General features: G+C 63.5%; 13 protein-coding genes and 1 pseudogene. 5 read left to right on the forward strand and 9 right to left on the reverse strand.

Going from position 1 to position 19,253, the window contains the following annotated elements; translation table 11 throughout:
• Window positions 1-13 precede the first annotated feature (13 nt).
• The 4 genes from treS to LL964_RS17665 all read right to left on the reverse strand — a co-directional run bounded on the left by treS (window position 14) and on the right by LL964_RS17665 (window position 8,980).
• The gene (gene treS, locus LL964_RS17650; protein ID WP_104588478.1) at window positions 14-3,364 is read right to left on the reverse strand and encodes a maltose alpha-D-glucosyltransferase; all 3,351 of its coding nucleotides are present in this window, start codon (window positions 3,362-3,364) and stop codon (window positions 14-16) included.
• Window positions 3,361-6,474 (reverse strand): maltotransferase domain-containing protein, encoded by a 3,114-nt coding sequence (locus LL964_RS17655; protein ID WP_104588477.1) that lies wholly within the window; start codon window positions 6,472-6,474, stop codon window positions 3,361-3,363. Before LL964_RS17655 ends, treS begins: the two co-directional genes overlap by 4 nt.
• 641 nt (window positions 6,475-7,115) lie before the next feature.
• The gene (locus LL964_RS17660; protein ID WP_104588476.1) at window positions 7,116-8,024 is read right to left on the reverse strand and encodes a universal stress protein; all 909 of its coding nucleotides are present in this window, start codon (window positions 8,022-8,024) and stop codon (window positions 7,116-7,118) included.
• A 14-nt stretch (window positions 8,025-8,038) separates the two neighbouring features.
• On the reverse strand, window positions 8,039-8,980 hold the full coding sequence (locus LL964_RS17665) for a bestrophin family protein (RefSeq protein ID WP_228329478.1): 942 nt from the start codon (window positions 8,978-8,980) through the stop codon (window positions 8,039-8,041).
• Window positions 8,981-9,167: 187 nt separating this feature from the next.
• Between LL964_RS17665 and LL964_RS17670 the strand changes: the two genes are divergently transcribed.
• Together LL964_RS17670 and LL964_RS17675 are read left to right on the forward strand one after the other, a co-directional pair.
• Window positions 9,168-10,607 carry an ATP-binding protein gene (locus LL964_RS17670; protein ID WP_104588474.1) on the forward strand — a complete coding sequence of 480 codons (1,440 nt, stop codon included), beginning with the start codon at window positions 9,168-9,170 and terminating at the stop codon, window positions 10,605-10,607.
• Entirely contained in the window at window positions 10,600-11,244 is a 645-nt protein-coding gene (locus LL964_RS17675) for a LuxR C-terminal-related transcriptional regulator (protein ID WP_104588473.1), read from the forward strand. The genes LL964_RS17670 and LL964_RS17675 overlap by 8 nt, the downstream gene beginning before the upstream one ends.
• A 327-nt stretch (window positions 11,245-11,571) precedes the next feature.
• On the opposite strand, the gene LL964_RS17680 is transcribed toward LL964_RS17675, so the two are convergent.
• The 3 genes from LL964_RS17680 to LL964_RS17690 all read right to left on the reverse strand — a co-directional run bounded on the left by LL964_RS17680 (window position 11,572) and on the right by LL964_RS17690 (window position 16,115).
• Window positions 11,572-12,129 (reverse strand): hypothetical protein, encoded by a 558-nt coding sequence (locus tag LL964_RS17680; protein WP_104588472.1) that lies wholly within the window; start codon window positions 12,127-12,129, stop codon window positions 11,572-11,574.
• Between the two features lie 492 nt (window positions 12,130-12,621).
• Window positions 12,622-14,697 carry a M13 family metallopeptidase gene (locus LL964_RS17685; protein ID WP_167395417.1) on the reverse strand — a complete coding sequence of 692 codons (2,076 nt, stop codon included), beginning with the start codon at window positions 14,695-14,697 and terminating at the stop codon, window positions 12,622-12,624.
• 435 nt (window positions 14,698-15,132) lie between these two features.
• Window positions 15,133-16,115, reverse strand: a protein-coding gene (locus tag LL964_RS17690; RefSeq protein ID WP_104588559.1) for an IS5 family transposase whose coding sequence is annotated in 2 segments (ribosomal slippage) — window positions 15,133-15,980 and window positions 15,980-16,115 — 984 coding nt in all. Because the reading frame shifts where the segments join, the coding sequence is not laid out codon by codon here.
• A gap of 289 nt (window positions 16,116-16,404) precedes the next feature.
• Here LL964_RS17690 and LL964_RS17695 point away from each other — a divergent pair.
• The 3 genes and pseudogenes from LL964_RS17695 to LL964_RS17705 all read left to right on the forward strand — a co-directional run.
• The gene (locus LL964_RS17695) at window positions 16,405-17,004 is read left to right on the forward strand and encodes a hypothetical protein (protein ID WP_228329479.1); all 600 of its coding nucleotides are present in this window, start codon (window positions 16,405-16,407) and stop codon (window positions 17,002-17,004) included.
• Between the two features lie 14 nt (window positions 17,005-17,018).
• Window positions 17,019-17,228 carry a hypothetical protein gene (locus LL964_RS17700; protein WP_208621484.1) on the forward strand — a complete coding sequence of 70 codons (210 nt, stop codon included), beginning with the start codon at window positions 17,019-17,021 and terminating at the stop codon, window positions 17,226-17,228.
• A pseudogene (locus LL964_RS17705) lies at window positions 17,215-17,406 on the forward strand (XVIPCD domain-containing protein); the annotation flags it as partial. The gene LL964_RS17700 and the pseudogene LL964_RS17705, both read left to right, overlap by 14 nt.
• A 33-nt stretch (window positions 17,407-17,439) precedes the next feature.
• Here the strand turns inward: LL964_RS17705 and LL964_RS17710 are convergent.
• Together LL964_RS17710 and LL964_RS17715 are read right to left on the reverse strand one after the other, a co-directional pair.
• Window positions 17,440-17,811, reverse strand: coding sequence for a SymE family type I addiction module toxin (locus LL964_RS17710; protein WP_104588470.1), 372 nt, complete (start codon window positions 17,809-17,811; stop codon window positions 17,440-17,442).
• A gap of 342 nt (window positions 17,812-18,153) precedes the next feature.
• Window positions 18,154-18,789 (reverse strand): hypothetical protein, encoded by a 636-nt coding sequence (locus LL964_RS17715; protein WP_146092424.1) that lies wholly within the window; start codon window positions 18,787-18,789, stop codon window positions 18,154-18,156.
• Window positions 18,790-19,253 lie beyond the last annotated feature (464 nt).

Here is a 19,253-nt window from a genome sequence, read left to right on the forward strand (position 1 = left end):
ATGACTCCACTCATCAGGTATCTCCTGCACCGGCGCGTGCGCGCTGCAGGATGCGTCGCAAGCCTTCGATCGGCACCATCAACCAGCCAGGGCGGTTGGCCGCTTCGTAGCGCACTTCGTAGCAAGCCTTCTCCACCAGGAACAGCAAGGTGGCTGCGTTGAACGCCGCCGGCGCGATCCACGGGTGGGCGCTGGCGTCGAGGACGGCATGGTAAGCGTCCAGGAAGGCTTGTGTGGAGCGGCGACGGAATTGCACCAGGAATTCGTCCAGATGCGTGTCCACGCCGACACCGGCGCGGGCGGCGGTCCCCTCCTCGCCGCGGGCCGACACCTCGCTGGCGTAATCGAGCGAGCGCAGGAATCCGGCCACGTCGCGCAACGGGCTGGCCTTGGCGCGTCGCTCTGCCAGCGGTTTGGCCGGTTCCCCTTCGAAGTCGATCAGCACCACGTCGTCGAACGCCACCAGGATCTGCCCCAGGTGGAAATCGCCGTGCACACGGGTCAGCAACGAATCGGCCAGCACGCGGGGAGCTTGCGCGAGCAAGGCGTCCAGCTGCGGGCGCTGCGCCAGGATGGCCTCCAGCGCTTCGCGCTCGGCCGGCTCCTCGCTGGCGGCCAGCCGCGCGTTGACCGTGCCCCACATCTCCTCCACCTGACGCGCCACGCCTGCCACCACGTCGTTGGCGGTCGGCAGGTCGATCCGCTGCGGCGCGAAATCGGCATCGTCGGTGTCGCGTGACAACGCCTCGTGCAGCTCGGCCAGCCGCTTGCCCACCACGGCGGCGAAGGCGTCGTAGCCGGCGATGGCTTCGGCACGCGCCTCGTCGGTCTGCGCGGTGGCGTATTCGTCGAAGCTGCGCGCCAGATGGTCCAGCGTCCAGCGCCAGGCATCGCCCTGGTTGCGGATGAAGCCCTGCAGCAGGGCAATGGTGGTCACGGTGCCCTGCCCGTCGATGCGGCTGACGCTGCCCAGCAGTGGCGCGGCGTTGGCATAGCCCATCTCGGTGAGCCGGCGTCCGATCTCGATCTCCGGGTTGGCGCCGGTGGCCACATGCCGCAACAGCTTGAACACCGCCTTGTCGGCGACCACCAACGAGCTATTGCTCTGCTCGGCCGACAGCCAGCGGATCTCCGGATCGTCCGGAATCTCCAGCGCGGCCAGTGCCGGCGTGGATTCGAAGCGCACCTGGCCCTGCTGGGCCGGATCCTCGCCATCGTGGAAATCCAGCGTCGCATCGCGGCGCAGCGCATCGATCACCCCGCGCACCATCGGCTTGAGCGCGAAGGCATCGGTGAGATAGCCCACCTCGCGGCCCTGGCGCACGCGTGCCAGAGCCAGCTGCTCGGCCAGCGTGCTGGGATGCTCGCGCTCCCATACGATGCCCACCGGCAGCATGTAGCACTCGTGGCGGCCATCCTCCAGCTCCACCGCCAGCTCCAGCAGGCTCATCGGCTCGTCGCCGGGCAGCGGCGTGCGGCGGGCGATGCGCACCGTGCGCAAGGCCTGGTCCTTGGCCGAGAACCAGCGCCGTGCCGACAGCCAAGCCGGCAGGATCTCGCCCTCCAGCGTGGGCAGGTGCGGCAGCAGCGCAGTGCTTTCGTCGGCGTCGCTGCGCAGCACCAGCGTGCGGTAATCCGGCAACGGCACCGGGCTGGGCACGTGCCAGTCCGGCAGGGTGCCCTCGCTGACCAGCTGAAACGCGTAGAAGCCGAACGGCGGCACGGTGAGCAGGTAGGTCAGCCGCCCGATCGGCGGGAAGCTGCCGCCGCCGATGATGTCCACCGGCACGCGGCCTTCGAACTCGGACAGATCCAGTTCCACTGCCTGCAACGTATGCGACAGGTTGGCCACGCACAGCACGGTCTCGTCCTGGTAGCAGCGCAGATAGGCCAACATGCGGCGGTTGCCCGGATACAGGAAGCGCAAGGTGCCGCGGCCGAAGGCCTGGTAGCGCTTGCGCACGCTGAGTACGCGGCGGGTCCAGGTCAGCAGCGAATGCTGGTCGCGGATCTGTGCTTCGACATTCACCGCCTGGAAGCCATAGAGCGGGTCCATCACCGGCGGCAGCACCAGCTGTGCGGGATCGGCGCGCGAGAAGCCGCCGTTACGGTCGATCGACCACTGCATCGGCGTGCGCACCCCGTCGCGGTCGCCCAGATGGATGTTGTCGCCCATGCCGATCTCGTCGCCGTAGTACAGCACCGGCGTGCCGGGCATGGTCAGCAGCAACGAGGTCATCAGCTCGATGCGGCGCCGGTCGCGCTCCAGCAGCGGCGCCAGCCGGCGGCGAATCCCGAGGTTGATGCGGGCACGACGATCGGCGGCATAGGTCTGCCACAGATAATCGCGCTCGGAGTCGGTGACCATTTCCAGCGTCAGCTCATCGTGGTTGCGCAGGAAGATCGCCCACTGACAGCTCTCCGGGATCTCCGGGGTCTGGCGCATGATGTCGGTGATGGGGAAGCGGTCTTCGCGCGCGATCGCCATGTACATGCGCGGCATCAACGGGAAGTGGAATGCCATATGGCATTCGTCGGCGTTCTGCCCGAAGTACTGCTGGGTGTCCTCCGGCCACATGTTGGCCTCGGCCAGCAGCATGCGATCCGGGTACTCGGCATCCAGGGTGGCGCGGATCCTGCGCAGGATGGCGTGGGTTTCGGGCAGGTTTTCGTTGGAGGTGCCCGAACGCTCGATCAGGTACGGCACCGCGTCCAGACGCAGGCCATCCACGCCGCGATCCAGCCAGAAGCGCATCACCTCCAGCACTGCCGCCAGCACCTCGGGATTGTCGAAGTTCAGATCGGGCTGATGCGAATAGAACCGGTGCCAGAAGTACTGCCCGGCCACCGGATCCCAGGTCCAGTTGGAGTTTTCGGTATCGCAGAAAATGATGCGCGTGCCTTCGTACTCCTGGTCGGTATCCGACCACACGTAGAAGTTGCGCTCCGGCGAACCGGCCGGCGCATGGCGTGCGCGCTGGAACCACGGATGCTGGTCCGAGGTGTGGTTGATCACCAGCTCGGTGACGATGCGGATGCCGCGCGCGTGCGCCTGCGCCACCAACTGCTCGAAATCGGCGATGGTGCCGTAGTCCGGATGCACCGCCATGTATTCGGCGATGTCGTAGCCGTCGTCGCGGCGTGGGCTGGGGTAGAACGGCAACAGCCAGATGGTGTCCACGCCGAGTTCGGCGATGTAGTCCAGCTTGGAGATCAATCCCGGAAAATCTCCGATGCCATCGTCGTTGGAGTCGAAGAACGACTTGACGTGCACCTGGTAGATGATGGCGTCCTTGTACCAGCGTTGGTCGGCGACGACCGCCGATTGCTCCGCATCGGCCTGTAACGCTGCAACTGCATTCATGCGACCTCTCCTGCGCGGATGCGCCATAACGCGAACGGCCGCGTCGCCTCCAGACGGATGTGCTGGTGTTTGCCCTGCCACGTGAAGCGGTGCCCGTCCCATAGATCGTCCACCGCCACACTGGCGTGATCGGGCAGGCCCAGTTCCCACAAGGGGACTTCGATATCGGCATCCTGCCCGGCATGTGGATCGAGATCGATCGCCACCAGCACCATGGTGCGGCTGCGCGACAGGTAGCCGGCATCCAGGAACTTGCCGAAATACAGGATCTGATCGTTATGGGCCTGGTAGAAGCGCGTGCCCAGGTGCGACTGCAGTTCCGGGTGCATGCGACGCAGCTGGTTGAAGCGGGTGATCTCGTCCACGATGTCGCCCGGCGCACGTTCGGGCCAGGCGCGCAGCTGGAATTTCTCCGAGTCCAGATACTCTTCCTTGCCCGCCGCCAGCGGCGTGGCTTCGCACAGCTCGAAGCCCTGGTACATCCCCCACAGGCCGGACAGCGTGGTGGCCAGCGCAGCACGGATCAGGTGTCCATTGCGTCCGCTGGTCTGCAGGAAAAAGGGATTGATGTCCGGCGTATTGACGAAGAAGTGCGGGCGGAAGCACTCGCTCGGCACGCCCGCATTCAATTCCTGCAGGTACTCCTGCAGCTCGTGCTTGCGATTGCGCCAGGTGAAATAGGTGTAGGACTGCGAGAAACCGCACTTGGCCAGCCGGTACATCATCTTCGGCCGGGTGAAGGCCTCGGATAGGAACACCACGTCCGGACGGCGCCCACGCACGTCCGCGATCAGCCACTCCCAGAACGGAAACGGCTTGGTATGCGGGTTGTCCACGCGGAACAGGGTGACGCCCTCGTTGACCCAGAACAGCACCGCATCGCGCAAGGTGTTCCACAGCTCCGGCACCGCGCCACTGGCATAGAAATCGACATTGACGATGTCCTGGTACTTCTTCGGCGGATTCTCCGCATATGGAATCGAACCGTCCGCGCGCCAGGTGAACCAGTCCCTGTGCTCTTTCAGCCAGGGATGATCCGGCGCGCACTGGATGGCGAAATCCAGCGCCACTTCCAGCCCGTGCCCACGCGCGGCCTGGATCAGGCGGCGAAAACCCGCCAGCCCACCAAGTTCGGCATGCACTTCGGTGTGCCCGCCGTCGCTGGCGCCGATCGCATAGGGGCTGCCCGGCTCGCCATCCACCGCGGTCACCGAGTTGTTGCGGCCCTTGCGGTTGTTCAAGCCGATGGGATGGATCGGCGGCATGTACAGCACATCGAAGTTCATCGCACGGATATGCGCCAGCTTCCCGATCACATCGTCGAAGGTGCCGTGCCGCGTGACATCGCCGCTCTGCGAACGCGGGAACAACTCGTACCAGCTGGCGAAATGCGCTGCACGGCGCTCGGATTCCACCCGGAAGGTCACCGGATACTCGGAGCGGAACGGCTTGTCGTCGGCCTGCGCCATCGCCTGGGCAGTGTCCGGCTCCAGCACGATGGCCAACTGCTGCAGCGGCTCGCCATGCGCACCGATGCGGGCCAGGATGTCCTGCAGCTGCGTCGCCAATGCGCCATCACTGCGCGCCTGCGCCGCTTCGACCGCCGCAATGGCTTCCTGCACGTCCACCGGCAACACCGTATCGGCCGCACGCTTCTTTTCCAGGTCCGCATGCAGGGTGGCGAACACATCGCGCCACGCTTCCACACGGAATTCATAGGTGCCGATCCGTTCCAGCGGGAATTCCGCGCGCCAGCGATCGTTACCCAGTGCGCGCATCGGCGCGCTGGCCCAGGTTTTGGCATCGGCAGCGCGCCACAGCACCGCCACCGCGATGCGGTCGTGGCCGTCGCAGAAGGCATCGGCTTCCACGCAGATGCGGTCGCCCACGCTGCGCTTGACCGGGAAGCGGCCATTATCCACCGATGGCGTCACCGACTCGATGCAGACCCGCGGCCAGGTGGCAGCGGTCTGTGCCCGTGGGCGCATCCGCGGCACCGCCAGCACGTGCCGCGCCGGCACGCTGCGATAGACCCGCACTTCGCCTGGCTCCAGCGCTTCGAGCGTGGCGCCGGACAGCGTGCGTCCATCCTCGGCGACCAGTGCTTCCGCATCGCCCAGCAACCGCAGCAGGTCCGACGCAGGCACCGGCACCACGTGACGGGTGTCGCCATTGATCAGCAGCAGGGACGGCAACCCACCCAGCGGCTCCACCGCCACGGCCGTGAGCCCGGTCGTCTCGCGCAGCAGCGGACGCAAGCGCAGGCCGGCACTGCCGCCAGGCGCACCGCCGGCACGCAGCGAGGGCGGCACCGCGTGCAGATGTGCCTCGTCCATCGACCAGGCACCACCAAAGGCCAGCGCCAGCTGCCACTGCTGCGCGGGCCCCGCGCCATGCTCGCCGTCGCGCAGCCCCAGTACCGCCACGACCTGCGACGCCAGTGCGCGCAGCGCCGTGTCTTCCTCGAAGAACCAGCTGCCGCGGCCATCCCACCACGCCAGCGAGGAAAACGCCGCGTCGAAGCCTGCGCCGGCCAGGTGTTGCAGGGCCTCCAGGCCCAACCCTGGCGTCCATGCCGCAAACACCACTTCCGGCGCCTGCGCATGCACGCGTGCGATCAGCTCGCGCCAGCGCGATGCCGGCACCTGCTGAGGCTGCAGCAACCGGAAGCCGCCCACGCCCTGCCCGGCCCAGTCCAGCAGGCGCGCACTCCACCACTCCACCAGCGCCGCGCCTTCCTGCGTGTAGCCGAAACGGGCTTCGGCGACCTCTGGCGTCGCCCGCGGCTGGCGCGGGTCCGGCACTGCGGTGCTGCGCGCGCGGAACCACTGCGGGTTGTCGCGCACCACTGCGCTGGCACCGCCGACCTCATCCAGGCGCACATCGATCAGCAACTTCACGCCAGCCCGCCCTGCGGCCTGCACGGCCTCGCGCAGCGCCGGGTCGGGGGCCTGCGCCGGGCCCGCCGGATCGATCAGTCGACCCTCCGCATCGCGCGCAAACGGCGCTGCCATCACCACGTAATCGCAGCCGGCCTCACGCGCTGCCGCACAGCGCTGCTCCAGCCCGCCAGTCGCCGCATTGGGTTCGTCGAGAACGCAGATCCGCATGACGCCCCCTCAGCCGGCCACGGCGCGCATGCGCGCCGCAGTGTCGAGGAACGGGCCACACGCACCACGCCACATCCCTGCCATCGCCGCCACGCGACGCGTCGGACCAATACCCGCCCGGATCGCCCGCCGCCCGGTCGACGATGGGCCGACCCCGCTTACCGTGATTGCACTCATGCGCGACTCCGCAACGATGGTTGACCGTTGCAGTCAAGCATCCCGGTTGCGAAGTCCGCGTGTCGGCCGAATTGACGGAAATCGAACAAAGGCGACGCCCCCCTGATGGGCAGCGTGTCCCCTCATACTGCAGCTTCGGATTGGTGACGGTCGCAACCGTTCAAGGACACCGATGGCTGCCTGGCCACAGGCAAGTCCGCCTGCCCGCAATACAGCGACGTGGTCCGGAACGATGACGGCACCTACGCGGCGACGCAATGACGATGCCTGTCTGCTATGCCGGCAGCCCCTATGCACCTTGGATCCGACACTGATCAGCTGGATTGGGAAACCGACAAAGCAAACAGTCAGGCGCCACAAGCCTGTACTTGTATGAGTCGTCGGCCGGTGGTCTGAGTCCGATGGCTGAGTGTCACTTCACCAGCCATGCTGCGGCGCCATCCGATGCACGGTCGTCTCGCGGTCTACGCCGCGATTCGCTGTCCTGCAGCGCTGTTGGCCGGCACCGCCGTTAACCGCCCCAGGCCCGCCGCAGCCACTCGCGCCTGCGGCGACGGCAGGCAGATCAGCACGCAGGGGCTCCTGGCGAGCGTTGCCTGCAGCGACGAGCGCCAGACGCCACGGCGGATGACGGCCTCGTGTTCGACCACCAGCACGTCGGCGCAGGCGCGCTTGAGCAGGCCGGCGATCTCCCGGCGCGGGTTGCCCACCGCCACATGGATACGCACGCGCAGGTCATCGTCGCCCAGTTGCAATGCCAGGTCGCTGAGCCAGTTGGAGGCGGCCGCTTCGGTCACCGGAGTGGCGTTGAACAGGCTGTCCATCAACAAGCCTTCGCCGATCTCGGGCATGACGTGCAACAGATGCAGGTCCGCCCCGCGTCGGCGTGCCAGCGCCGCTGCGTCGCGCAGAGATTCCAGGTTGGTTTCGCGCCCGGTGACCCAGTAGGCGACATGGCCGCCCACGCTGCCATCGCGCGGGATCGCGTCGGCATAGGGCAAGGTCAGCATCGGCGTGGCCACCCGCTGCAGCACGCGTGCACGCAACGACACATGCAAGGGGCGCGGCAGGCCAGTGCGCTCGGAGGGCGGCATGATGAGCAAGGCGTCGTTGCGGCTGCGACAGAACGAGACGATGCCCGCTGCCGCCGGGCCGCTGGCCAGGGCACGCTCGCAGCCCGGGTAGTTGGAGGCTTCGGCGAAGAAGGCCTCCAGCGACTGCTGGGCCTGCGCGCGCTTGCCTTTGGCATGCACGTGCAGGATGGTCAGCCGGGCGCGCAGGCGGTCCACCAGCTGCGCCACGGTGGGAATGGCGGCATGGCAGGTCTCGGAGAAGTTGGTGGCGAAGATCAGATGGGTCGGCGTGGTCTGCATGGCGGTGTCCGTGGTCAGTAGATGAAGCCGTCGATGGGGCGCACTTCGCGCAGCGGGGCGCGTTGTCCCAGCATTTCGCGCAGGGTCAGTTCGATGCCGCGCGACAGCGCCGTCATCGGGGTGTCGTGCACGGTGTTCTCGAAGGGGTCTTCGATGGCGCTGCTGGCGCTGTCGATGGCGAGCAGGGTGAAACTGATCAGCACCGAGGCGATCGGCATGGCCAGGCCCATGCCGGCGATCAAGCCCAGCGGCACCAGCCAGCAATACATGTTCACCAGCGTCCTGGGCAGCGACGAGAACTGCCGCGGCAGCGGCGTGTTCTTGATGCGCTCGCAGGCGCCCTGGATATTGGCCAGCGTGGTGAGGTTGGCATCCAGCGAGGACCAGCGCAGGCTGTCGAGCATGCCCCAGTCGCGCGCCTGCTGCAGCTGCTGGCCCAGCCGCAAGGTCAGCGCGTTGGGAATGTTGGCGTAGCCGCGCAGCGCATCGGCACGCGATTGCCCGAGCAGGCCGGCCAGTTCCGGAAACGGGTTCTGCCGGCGCAGATGGCAGCGCAAGGCATGCACGAAGGCCACTTGGTGCACCACGATCTCTTCGCGCAGCGCCACCTGGCGTGCGTCATCGGGGTCCACATCCAGTGCGGTCAGGGCCTGGCGTGCGATGGCGCGCGAGGTGTTGACCAGCGAGCCCCAGAGTTGTCGCGCTTCCCACCAGCGGCCATAGGCCGCATTGGCGCGGAATGCCAGGAAGATGGTGAGCGCCGAGCCCAGTTGCGCCAGCGGCAAGGCCTCGATCGACAGCCAGCGCCAGTCGAAGAAGGTGTAGAGGATGGCCACGGCGCAGTCGAAGACCAGCAGCACCAGCAGGCGTTTGTAGGTCTTGGGCCAGATGCGCCGCAGCGGAAACGTATCGCGGGTGATCATGGTGAGGAGACAGCCAACGTGGGGTGGCTGCATTACACCCAGCCTCCACGCTTGTGTCTGCCATCCTTGCGCCAGCGTTGGACAGTGCGCAGGCGGCTCGAACGATGCGCACGGCCTATCTTTCGATAGGGTGAAATCCATCGGCACCGCCACAATGCTGTGGGATGGATGGACCAGGATCAGGCGGGAGCGCCCTTGCAGGCAGGTAGACGGACAGGCGATGGATAGACTGAGGCTGCCATTCAAGTGGCGCGGACAGGTGGTCAAGCTCAATCGCGGGCCCACGCTGTGGGCGTCGCTGGTCATGCTCGTATCGCTGGTGTGTGCGGAGTGGTACTCGCATCTGGGCGTGTCGCTGGGGCTGCTCTACATCCTTCCGGTGGTCCTGGCCGCCACCGTGCTGTCGCGGCGCGATATCGTCATCGCAGCGATCGCCTGCGCGGTATTGCGCGGGCTGTTCGTCACCGACGAAACCCTGGTCGAACAGGCGCTGCGCTTCTTCATGGCCACGATCGCCTATGCCGGCTGCGGCCTGTTGGTGGCCGAGATCAGCCGCACCCGCCGGGTGATCCTGTCGCACTACGTGCAGCTGCGGGCCGAACAACGCCTGCGCCGGCGGCTGGAGCGGCAGCTGCGCCTGCTGGCCGAGAGCAGCCCGGCCGCGCTGCTCACCGTGGCCGGCGATGGCCGCATCGTGGCGGCCAACCGCGCCGCGCACGAGATCCTGGAGATGGCCGAGGACGCTGCGCTGGAAGGTCGCGCCGTGCGCGATTTCCTGCCGCTGCTCGACGATGCGCTGAGCATGAGCGCCAACCTGGATGGCATGCGCACCTCGGCCAGCACCTGGGGCCACCGCGGCGATGGCAGCCGCTTCCCCGCCACCACCTGGTTCTCGGTCTACGAAGACAGCGAGGAGCGCCACCTGGCCGCCATCCTGGTCGACACCAGCGAGGAAGTGCGTGCGCGCGAATCGGCCCACTTCGACGACGTATTGAAGAACAACCGCCTGCTTGCCGGCGCGGTCTCGCACGAGATTCGCAACCTGTGTTCGGCCGCCGGCGTGGTCACCTCCAATCTGGCCCGGCACCCGGCCATCGGCGACGACCCGGACCTGGCCGCCCTGCGCAGCCTGGTGGCGGCCCTGATGGAGCTGGCCTCGTTCAACCTGCGCCGCCAGCTGCCCGACGAGGTGCACGAAACCCGGCTGCAGACGTTGTGCAGCGAGCTGGATGTGATCATCCGCTCGGACTGGGACGACATCGATGGCCACCTGGAGATCCAGGTGCCCGCCGACTTCCCGTCGGTGCAGGGCGACCGCCACGCCTTGCTGCAGGTATTGCTGAACCTGGCGCGCAATTCCTTGCGTGCGGTGCAGGGCCTGCCACCGGCGCGCCGGCAACTGCACGTGGGCGCGCGCCTGGAGCAGGAGCGCGCCGTGCTGAGCGTGCGCGACACCGGCCCCGGCATCGCCGATCCCGGCCGGCTGTTCCAACCCTTCCGCAGCGATGCCGACGGCTCCGGCCTGGGCCTGTACATCTCGCGAGCGCTCATGACCAACCAGGGCGGCCTGCTGCGCCATGCACCCGGTGGCGAAGGCGCCTGCTTCGAACTGTATCTGCCATTGGCGCATGCCCCGCAACCGGAGCCATTGCATGGATGAGCAGCGGCGCGAACCGGTCCGCCTGTACCTGCTGGACGATCACACCCTGTTTCGCGAAGGCCTGCTGCGCCTGCTCGGCGCCGACCCGCGCTTCGACGTGGTGGGGCAATCCGGCACGCTTGCGCAGGCAGTCGTGCAGATCGCAGCGCTGGCGCCGGACGTGGTGATCCTCGACTACGACATGGGCGAGTACAACGCGCTGGACTACATGCAGCGCCAGGCCGAGCAACCGACACGGCCGGCCACCCTGGTGGTCACCGCCGGCCTGCCCGAACGCGACGCGCTCGCGCTGATCCGGCTCGGCGTCTCCGGCATCTGCCGCAAGGACGTCTCCACCGACGAACTGATCGCCAGCATCCACGCCGTAGCGATGGGCCGCGTGCTGATCGACCAACGCTATCTGCAATCGCTGGTGGTGCAGAGCACGCAGGAAACCCGGCCCAGCTTTACCGACCGCGAACGCGAGGTGCTGCGTGGCCTGTTGCGCGGGCAATCCAACAAACTGATCGCCCGCCAGCTCGGCAGCTCCGAAAGCGCGATCAAGGCGACGTTCCAGCAGCTGTTCAACAAGCTGGACGTGCGCTCGCGCAGCCAGCTGGTGATGGTGATCCTGCAGGACTACCGGGATCTGGTGTGAGCGCAGTGGCTGGTGGCCGGCAATGGTCGCGCCACCAGAACTTCAATGGCGGCACTCACTGCCGCGCAAGCCGCACCGCCCCGGCCAGCAGCGGAAACACCACGCGTCGCGCCAGGGCGGAGAGCATAAGCACAGACATGGCGCAGCGGCTGTGCCTGGCGACATCATGACTTCCGGCAGCGGCGTTGTGCGGTCACCAACGTCATAGGGCCGAGCCGGATAGCGGCGCTGGACGTGCTTGCCTGAGTGAACGTGGCAACGCGAAACGGTCTTCAAAGACATCTCCGCTGACTCCGCAAGCGAACCGGGCGCCGCGATCAGGAGCGATCAGGGTTGCTCGCCGTAGCGCTGCTTCGACCACTGATCGATGACCAACCCCACATCGGGACAGTTGGACTTCGCGACGGCCACGATGTCCTCGCCGGTGCGGGGGCAGACAATGCCAAGCTCGGCCTCCAGCCAGGCGCGCAACCTGGCGGCGGAATCGGGGTCCGCCGGCGGCTGGCTCAGGTCGTCGAAGCCGAGTTCGTCGTAGCCAATTCCAAACAGGCCCAGAAACTCGCGAAAATTCCTCGCCAGGACGGTGTTTTCGCACCCCTCGGACCCCAGATGCACGACCGGCACGGCACTCGCATCCAGACTGTCGCGCAGCCAGAACGCCAGGATCGAACCGTCCGGCCCCGCGCCGAAGTAGGCGAACTGCGATGCCATCAGCGCATCCCCATCGAACCAGGACTGCACCCCACCGAAGTCGTCCGGCCTGATCTTCATGCACCCGCTGATCGGATAGCCGGTCCTGTCCAGATAGTCGCACAGCATGCGCAGCTCCACGGGCAATACCGTGCCTGCGGGCACGTGCGCGGCGATGCGTTCGAACTTGGTCATCTTTGACAACTCTCCAATTGCATGCGAACGACCTGCCCGATCCTCGCTGGCGCGCCGATGATCGTCGATCTGCAGGGTGCGTACCCGGCATCGGTAGACAGCCTGTGCCCAGCGGTCGGGTTGGCAATGCACGCGATCGGATGGCCGGCCAGCCTGTGCAGCCACGTGTTCCGGCCAGAAGGGGCAAGCGTCGTCGTGATCCGGGGCAGTGCGCTGACTGCCGATCAGCAAAGAACTCATCTGACGGACGCCAAGCCGCCTTGCACCTTGGCGACACGCGTGCCTCGCTTAGTTGGCCAAGCGGCGCACGACGGTGCACATAGAATTCACGTTTGGTGACCTGACGTCGCACAGCTCCAGGCAGCCTTGAAAGGACGCTTGACCCTGCGCGGTGAGCGACCGCAGATCCCATACTGATCAATCTGCTGGCGACGTCCTGGGCCATCCGCGAAGTCACCAGGCAAGGCACGCTGTCATTGCTTCGGTGGCACGCTACCAGATCATGGTTTGCAAATCCCTTGCCCGCGTCATCGCATCCGTAGGCTTGCACGCGAATGCTTCGGCGAACGCCGGCATGTTCGAAGGCGCGGCGTTGGTACGTATGCGCGAGGGAGAGTGGGGATTGCTCGACAGGCTCATGATCTGCTGTACCTCACGCATCTCACTGCGCCATAGACGCGCCCAGGCGAAGAACAGGCGCTGATCCGGCGTATAGCCGTCGATCGGTACCGAGAGGCTCGGATCCTGCCTGACGGACGTCTGCAGCGCGGTGTATGCCAGGTTGAGGCCGCCGAAGTCAGCGATGTTTTCGCCCAGGGTGAAGCGCCCGTTTACGTGGATTTCGGGCTTGGACTTGATCGGTCTGTAGGCGTCGAACTGGGTCACCATCTGCTGTGCCAGAGCATCGAATTTCTTACGGTCGCTAGGCGTCCACCAGTCCACCCGGTTACCCTTCCCATCGAACTTGCTTCCCTGATCATCGAATGCATGGGTGATCTCATGCCCGATGAAGGCCCCAATACCCCCCAGGTTGATGGCCAAATCGTTACTGCTGTCGAACAGGGGAGGCTGCAGCATGGCCGCAGGAATGTTGATGCTGTTGTCGTTCGGGTTGTAGAAAGCATCCAGCGTCTGTGGCGTCACGAACCATTGGCTCAGGTCCTTTGGCTGCCCAATCTTGCTGAGCGCGTGCTTGTAGTTGAACTCGCGGGCGAGCGCCAGGTTGTGGTAGTAGCCCTCATGGTCCAGCCGCAACCCGCTCCAATCCCGCCAGTGGTCGGGATAGCCCGCGCGAACGAGAATGGCCTGCAACTTCGTCAGGGCGCGTTGTTGGGTCTGCGGGCTCATCCACGTGGACCGTTGGATGCGGTCCCTCATTGCAGCCCTCAGCTTTTCGATCAGCTCAATGGATTTTGCCTTGTCTTCGGCGCTGAAGTGCTCCTGCACATATATCTGGCCGAGCCCTTCGCCCATCGCCGCCTCTACCTCCTTCAGCACCTGACGTTCGCGCGGCTCCTGTGACGGCTGCCCACCCAGCGTTCTCTTGTAGAACGCGAAATGGTTCTCGGAGAAACCCCTGCTCAGCCATGGAGATGCCTTGTCGATCAACCTCAATTTCAGGTAGGCCTTCCATTCGTCGACGGGCGCGTCAGCAAGCAGAACATCCAAGGAACGGAAGAACCTTTCATTGGTCAGCGTTAGCGTTGGTACGGCTTGCATGCCTTGCGCGGCGATGAACGTCTTCCACGGGAAATGGGGAGTGATCTGCTGGGCGCGCTGGAGGCTGACAGGGTTGTAGTAGACTTCGACCTCGCGGCTTTCCAGGGGCGACATTGTGGCTGCTACCAACTTCGTCTCCAGGTCCATCGCCTTTCGCGCAAGATCCCTGGCATCGCCAGCATCGGCACCACTCATTGCGAAGACATTCTGGATGTAACCCAGGTACGCATCGCGCGTTTGCTGGTGCTGCTTGCCCGAATAGTACTCCTTGCTCGGGAGCCCAGCGACATCCTCCGTCGCCGAGGCGATCACCTTCGTCGAGTCTCGGTCGTCGGTGGTCGGTCCAAACGTAAAGAGCGGGTTATCCCCTGTGGAGGACCGATGGATCACGTAGCGAACGACGCCATCGGAATCTTCGATTCCATCGATCATTGCAAGCTCGTCGGCAATGGGGTGCAGGCCGGCTTTCTCGATGGCTTGCTCGTCCATGCCGGACGCATACAGCATTCCCAGCATTCTTCTGACCGAAGACGACTGTGGATCGCTTGCAGCGCTTTTCAGTATGTCGAGCAAGATCTTGCTGGTCACATTCGAATGAACCGTGGACATTCCCCATCGGCTTACATCCTGCGGCATGGGGTGTGCGTCGAACCACCTCCTGTTGACGTGCTCGAATAGGTCGTCGCATGCACCAACAGTTGTACTCAGATCGCCAATGTCGAATCTGGCACTTATCTTTTCCGCTGGATTTGGCATGTCGTTGCCACGAGCGGGCGGGGCAGCGAGATTGGCCGCCTTTTCTTGCGCGTCGGGGTGACATGCAGCCAAGGCAAGGGGCAATAATGACATCAGGATTCTTGTGTGCGTTCGCATAGGCGTATTCATTGGCGCTGCGGTGACTCTAGCGTATTCTTCACTGAAAACTCCAAGAGAATTTTTATCGCCCGATCAGATGTAATGATTTATTTATCTTCGTTCCAATGCACTCGGTTTCGCATCGATGCATCGACCTTGGATACGAGGGATGGCCTGATCAACGCGGCCGGAGAACGAAGCAAGCCACATTCACCGCGCTAAGAGCGCTCAAATCCCCGATTTTTTGCCGTTCTCGGCGCGTTTGCGGGGTATTGCCTGAATTACAGGCACACCTTCCCCGCAGCAGGCATTAGGGATGGTCTGATCAACGGGGCCGGAAAACGAAGCAAGCCACATCCTCCGCGCTGAGGGCGCTCAAATCGCCGATTTTTTTGCCGTTTTCGGCGCGTTTGCGGGGTATTGCCTGAATTACAGGCACACCTTACCCGCAGCAGGCATTAACGCTTTGCGCGTCAGCCACAGATTCGACAGTGCAAACAGCGTCAGCACCTGTGCGGTGTTCTTCGCCAAACCGCGATAGCGCACCTTGGCGTAGCCAAACTGACGCTTGATCACCCGAAACGGATGTTCCACTTTCGCACGCAGGCTGGCCTTGGTGTGCTCCCAGCGTTTGGCCAACTTCAGTTCGCGTTTGCTCTTGATCTGCTTCAGCTTCGAGGGCTTCTCTGCGATCAGGTAGCGCAGCTTGCGCTTGCACTTCATCTCTTCGCGCTTCTCAAGCCCGGTGTAGCCGCTGTCACCGCACACCGTGTCTTCCTTGCCGTGTAGCAGCTTGTGCGCTTGCGTGATATCGGCCACGTTGGCCGCCGTGCATTCGACGTGCTGCACCAGCCCGGAGTCCTCGTCCACCCCGATATGCGCCTTCATCCCGAAGCAGTACTGGTTGCCCTTCTTGGTCTGATGCATTTCAGGATCGCGCTCGCCGTCCTTGTTCTTGGTCGAGCTGGGGGCCGCGATGATCGTGGCGTCCACGATCGTCCCGCCGCGCAGGCTCTGCCCCTTGCGCGACAGGTGCGCGTTGACCCGATTGAACAGCTTGCGCGCCAAATCGTGCCGCTCCAGCAAATGGCGGAAGTTGAGAATCGTCGTCTTGTCCGGCACCTCATCCAGCCCGCCGATCTTGGCGAAACTGCGCATCGACACCGTGTCGTACAGCGCTTCTTCCGCCGATGGATCGCTCAGTGCATACCACTGCTGCAAGAAGTGGATGCGGAGCATCGTCTCCAGCCGATACGGCTGGCGCCCCGGCTGCCCGACTTCGGATAGTGCGGCTCGATCAGCGCCAGAAGCGCCTTCCACGGCACTATTTGATCCATTTCGGCAAGGAACACCTCACGCCGTGTCCGCTTGCGCTTGCCGTTGTACTCCGCATCGCCGAAGGTCAGTTGCATCGCCGTCATCCCGTTGCGTCTGTGCGATTGTCGCAGGATCAGGGGCAGTTGTTCAGAGTTCCCTTAGTATCGCGTCGAGCGAGTGCCAGCCGATTTCGGTGGGTGGTGGCACCGTGGCGCGCGTGCCCTGGCTTGGGACGGGATGGGACGGGGATCGACGCACGACAAGGGATTACTTGACACGCGGTTCCCGTCGCCGGGTAGCCGGTCGCACGACCTCCTTGAGTCAGATACCCTTGCGAGAGTTCCGGCCCACGCACCGAGCGGGCTCGCGTGACGGACGATTCCGGTGATCTACATCGTAAGCAGCCAACACGCAGAAGAACTGATAGGTATGGGCGCCAACCACCGAAAGGCTTATGTCGCGTGCGCTGGGTTGCTTTGCGCCTTGGTTGCGGGGTGTGCCTCGCCCGGGTCCGCCATCGCATCTCAAGCTGAGCCTCCGGGTCAGCCCGCTGCAAAGTCTCCGGCTATCTCTTGTCCTTCCAAGGATTTCGACACGTTTCTTCAGCGCTACGCTGACCCTGCCGACGACAGCGTGCGTCGCCAGTTCACTGACGACCCGCTGGAGTACGAAGTTCCCACGTATACCGTGGAGGAAGAAACTGCATCTTCACCAATCACGCATATCTCCAGGCATACAGGCCGATCACGCCTTGACCTATTTCCGTTTCGTTATTTCAAGGATGCAAAGGTCTTTGATCAACTTGTTTCCGACGAACATGGAACCAGGCGTCAAGGTGAAGTTGGGATTCCAGTCTCTATCGAGACGACCAAAGATGACGGGCGCAGGGTGGACTTTGGCATGGAATATGAAATGGATACATATGTGTTCAGGCGCGGTCAGGGCTGCTGGCACCTCACTCGCGCGGTCAACCTCAGGGACTGACATGGAGTTGGTACATGGCAATGCAGCAAGCTACACAACCCGTCCCTTATCGCGTCATCCAGCTTGAGTGGGATGCAAAAAAGGGCTACCGCAACGAAGCTGTCGAAGACTTCGATGGCCTGGTCACGCACCATCCCAACAGCAACAGTGGCGCTCATCTGGTCAACGGTAGCGTGTTCGGCGGCGAGCCGGGCCGCACCTTGGGGCCGAGGCGCCCTGGATGATCCCGCCCACAAAAGGGCACACATGAAGACCGCTGACGCGATTGCACAGCCGGTCGAGCAATCGCTGAGCCAGCTGCAAGCGCTCGGCGAAACCCAGCGGCAGCAACAACAAGTGCAGCAGCTACAGGATCAGCAACAGCCTGAGCAGTCCGTCGGCCATCATCATCGCCTGGCATGACGGCAGCCGGGTCTGCGAGCACCGGTACTTTCGTCAACTGCACACACCATCCGAATCTGCGTTCGCCACGCTGACGACCAGCTCGCCGTTGCGCATGCGGATGTGGAGTTTGCTGCCGATGGTGAAGCCGAGTTGTTCCAGCCAGCGGCCGCGTAGGCGTAGCGTGGGGATGCGTTGTTCGCTGTCGGGGTAGTAGCCGTAGCCGACCGTGCAGTGTTGCGGGGCACGCGGGTGGCCTGGGCGGCGCGGCTTGCTGGGATCGGGGCGCGGCTCGGGGATGGGGGTGCGCTCGAGGTAGGGCCGCGGCGGGATCGAGGGGTCGAGCGAGTGCCAGCCGATCTCGGTGGGTGGCGGCACCGTTGCGCGCTTGCGCGCGGGCTTGGGACTGGACGTGGGTCGACGCATGGCAAAGCCCTCCTTGACGAACAGGCCCCGCCGCTGGGTGGCGACGGGATGTCGGGAGGTTAGAAACCGCACAGAGCCGGCGGGCGTATTTCCCCGAAGGGTGTTGTATTAGCCGCCCTCCCGACGCAGGCATCGCGTCGGTTGCGCCCGCAAGACGCCGCAGGCACAAAAAACCCACCGGTTTGACGGAGGTGGGTACCGCTCTGTGAGGAGTTTCTACGCTCCTTGTGGTAGAGATTGCTGCGGGTTTGTTGGGATGTCAACTACTAGAATTCAAGTTATGGGTTGGCATCCACTGACAGCCCCGTAGACATTGAAGAAGCATAAGAACACCCTAGCCGCTTATTTCTCGGTGGCTGTTCGTTTAGGCTCTCGCGACGGTGAGGATCTTACTTGCTTGCGAAGTTCCATAACTTTCAACTCACTTATCGCTACCACTATTGTCGAACAGTGTTCGGGAATGTAAAAGAAGACATTACCTCCGGCCACCCCGAGGTAACGCGGCCTTTTTTCAATAGGCTCGACTCCAGCAGGCACACTTCCGACTTGGCTCGGCGTGAAAGAATACTCCTCTCCAGACAAGACTCCCAACGCCCGTAGCTTGCCGTGCCCGTATGCAAAAAAAGGTAGCACAGACAAAACAAAAATAAAGATCGATCGTATATTCTTATGCGAAACGAGGTCTGAAAGCACCTCAAATCGAAGTCCCAGCAAATAAAGTGGAAGTCCCACAAGCACTGGAAGTATCCGCCACTTTTCATCTGGCCCAAATAAAAATAATAATAGAGTCGTTGAGAGATAGACTACAATCAGTAAGGGAGCAAACTTCTGAAGAAATCGTCCCGTCGCAGTGTTTACTCCTCCCCCTGGGGGAAGCGAATCTCCGTAAGCCAAAAATTCTCCCATCACGGCGCCAAGCACAAAAAACACAAACAGGGATGCAATTGGGTATGCGGCAGTCTTGATGACGTCGGTCAAGCCAGCATACTCAAGAATGTTAACATTGAATGTGGGCCAATAACCCCATAGGTATAGAACCCCTACTGCCACGAAGTACAAGCTAGAGATATAAGCATACTTCGAGCCCGTTCCAGTAGACTTCGATTGCTCAGACATTCTTAGCCAAAACCTCGTATTTTATTTACGCCACAGACAGCATTAATTTTATAGAAAACTGGTAAGACAGGCTTCGAAAGTGAAACTGACTCTGTTTCTGGAACGATTTGTCATGCTCGTTCCATGAAGCGAACTCGTTGATTACCCATATTGAGAAGGAAAGCTTTAGGTATGAATAGCTGACTAAGTGGGCTCAATTCATTCATGCGATTCTTGTAAAGCAAGGTTACAAGGAAACTCTGAACAACTCCCCCTGATCCTGCGACAATCGCACAGACGCAACGGGACGACGACGATGCAACTGACTTTCGGCGACGCGGAGTACA

The sequence above is a fragment of the Xanthomonas melonis genome (assembly GCF_020783655.1).
GTDB lineage: Bacteria > Pseudomonadota > Gammaproteobacteria > Xanthomonadales > Xanthomonadaceae > Xanthomonas > Xanthomonas melonis.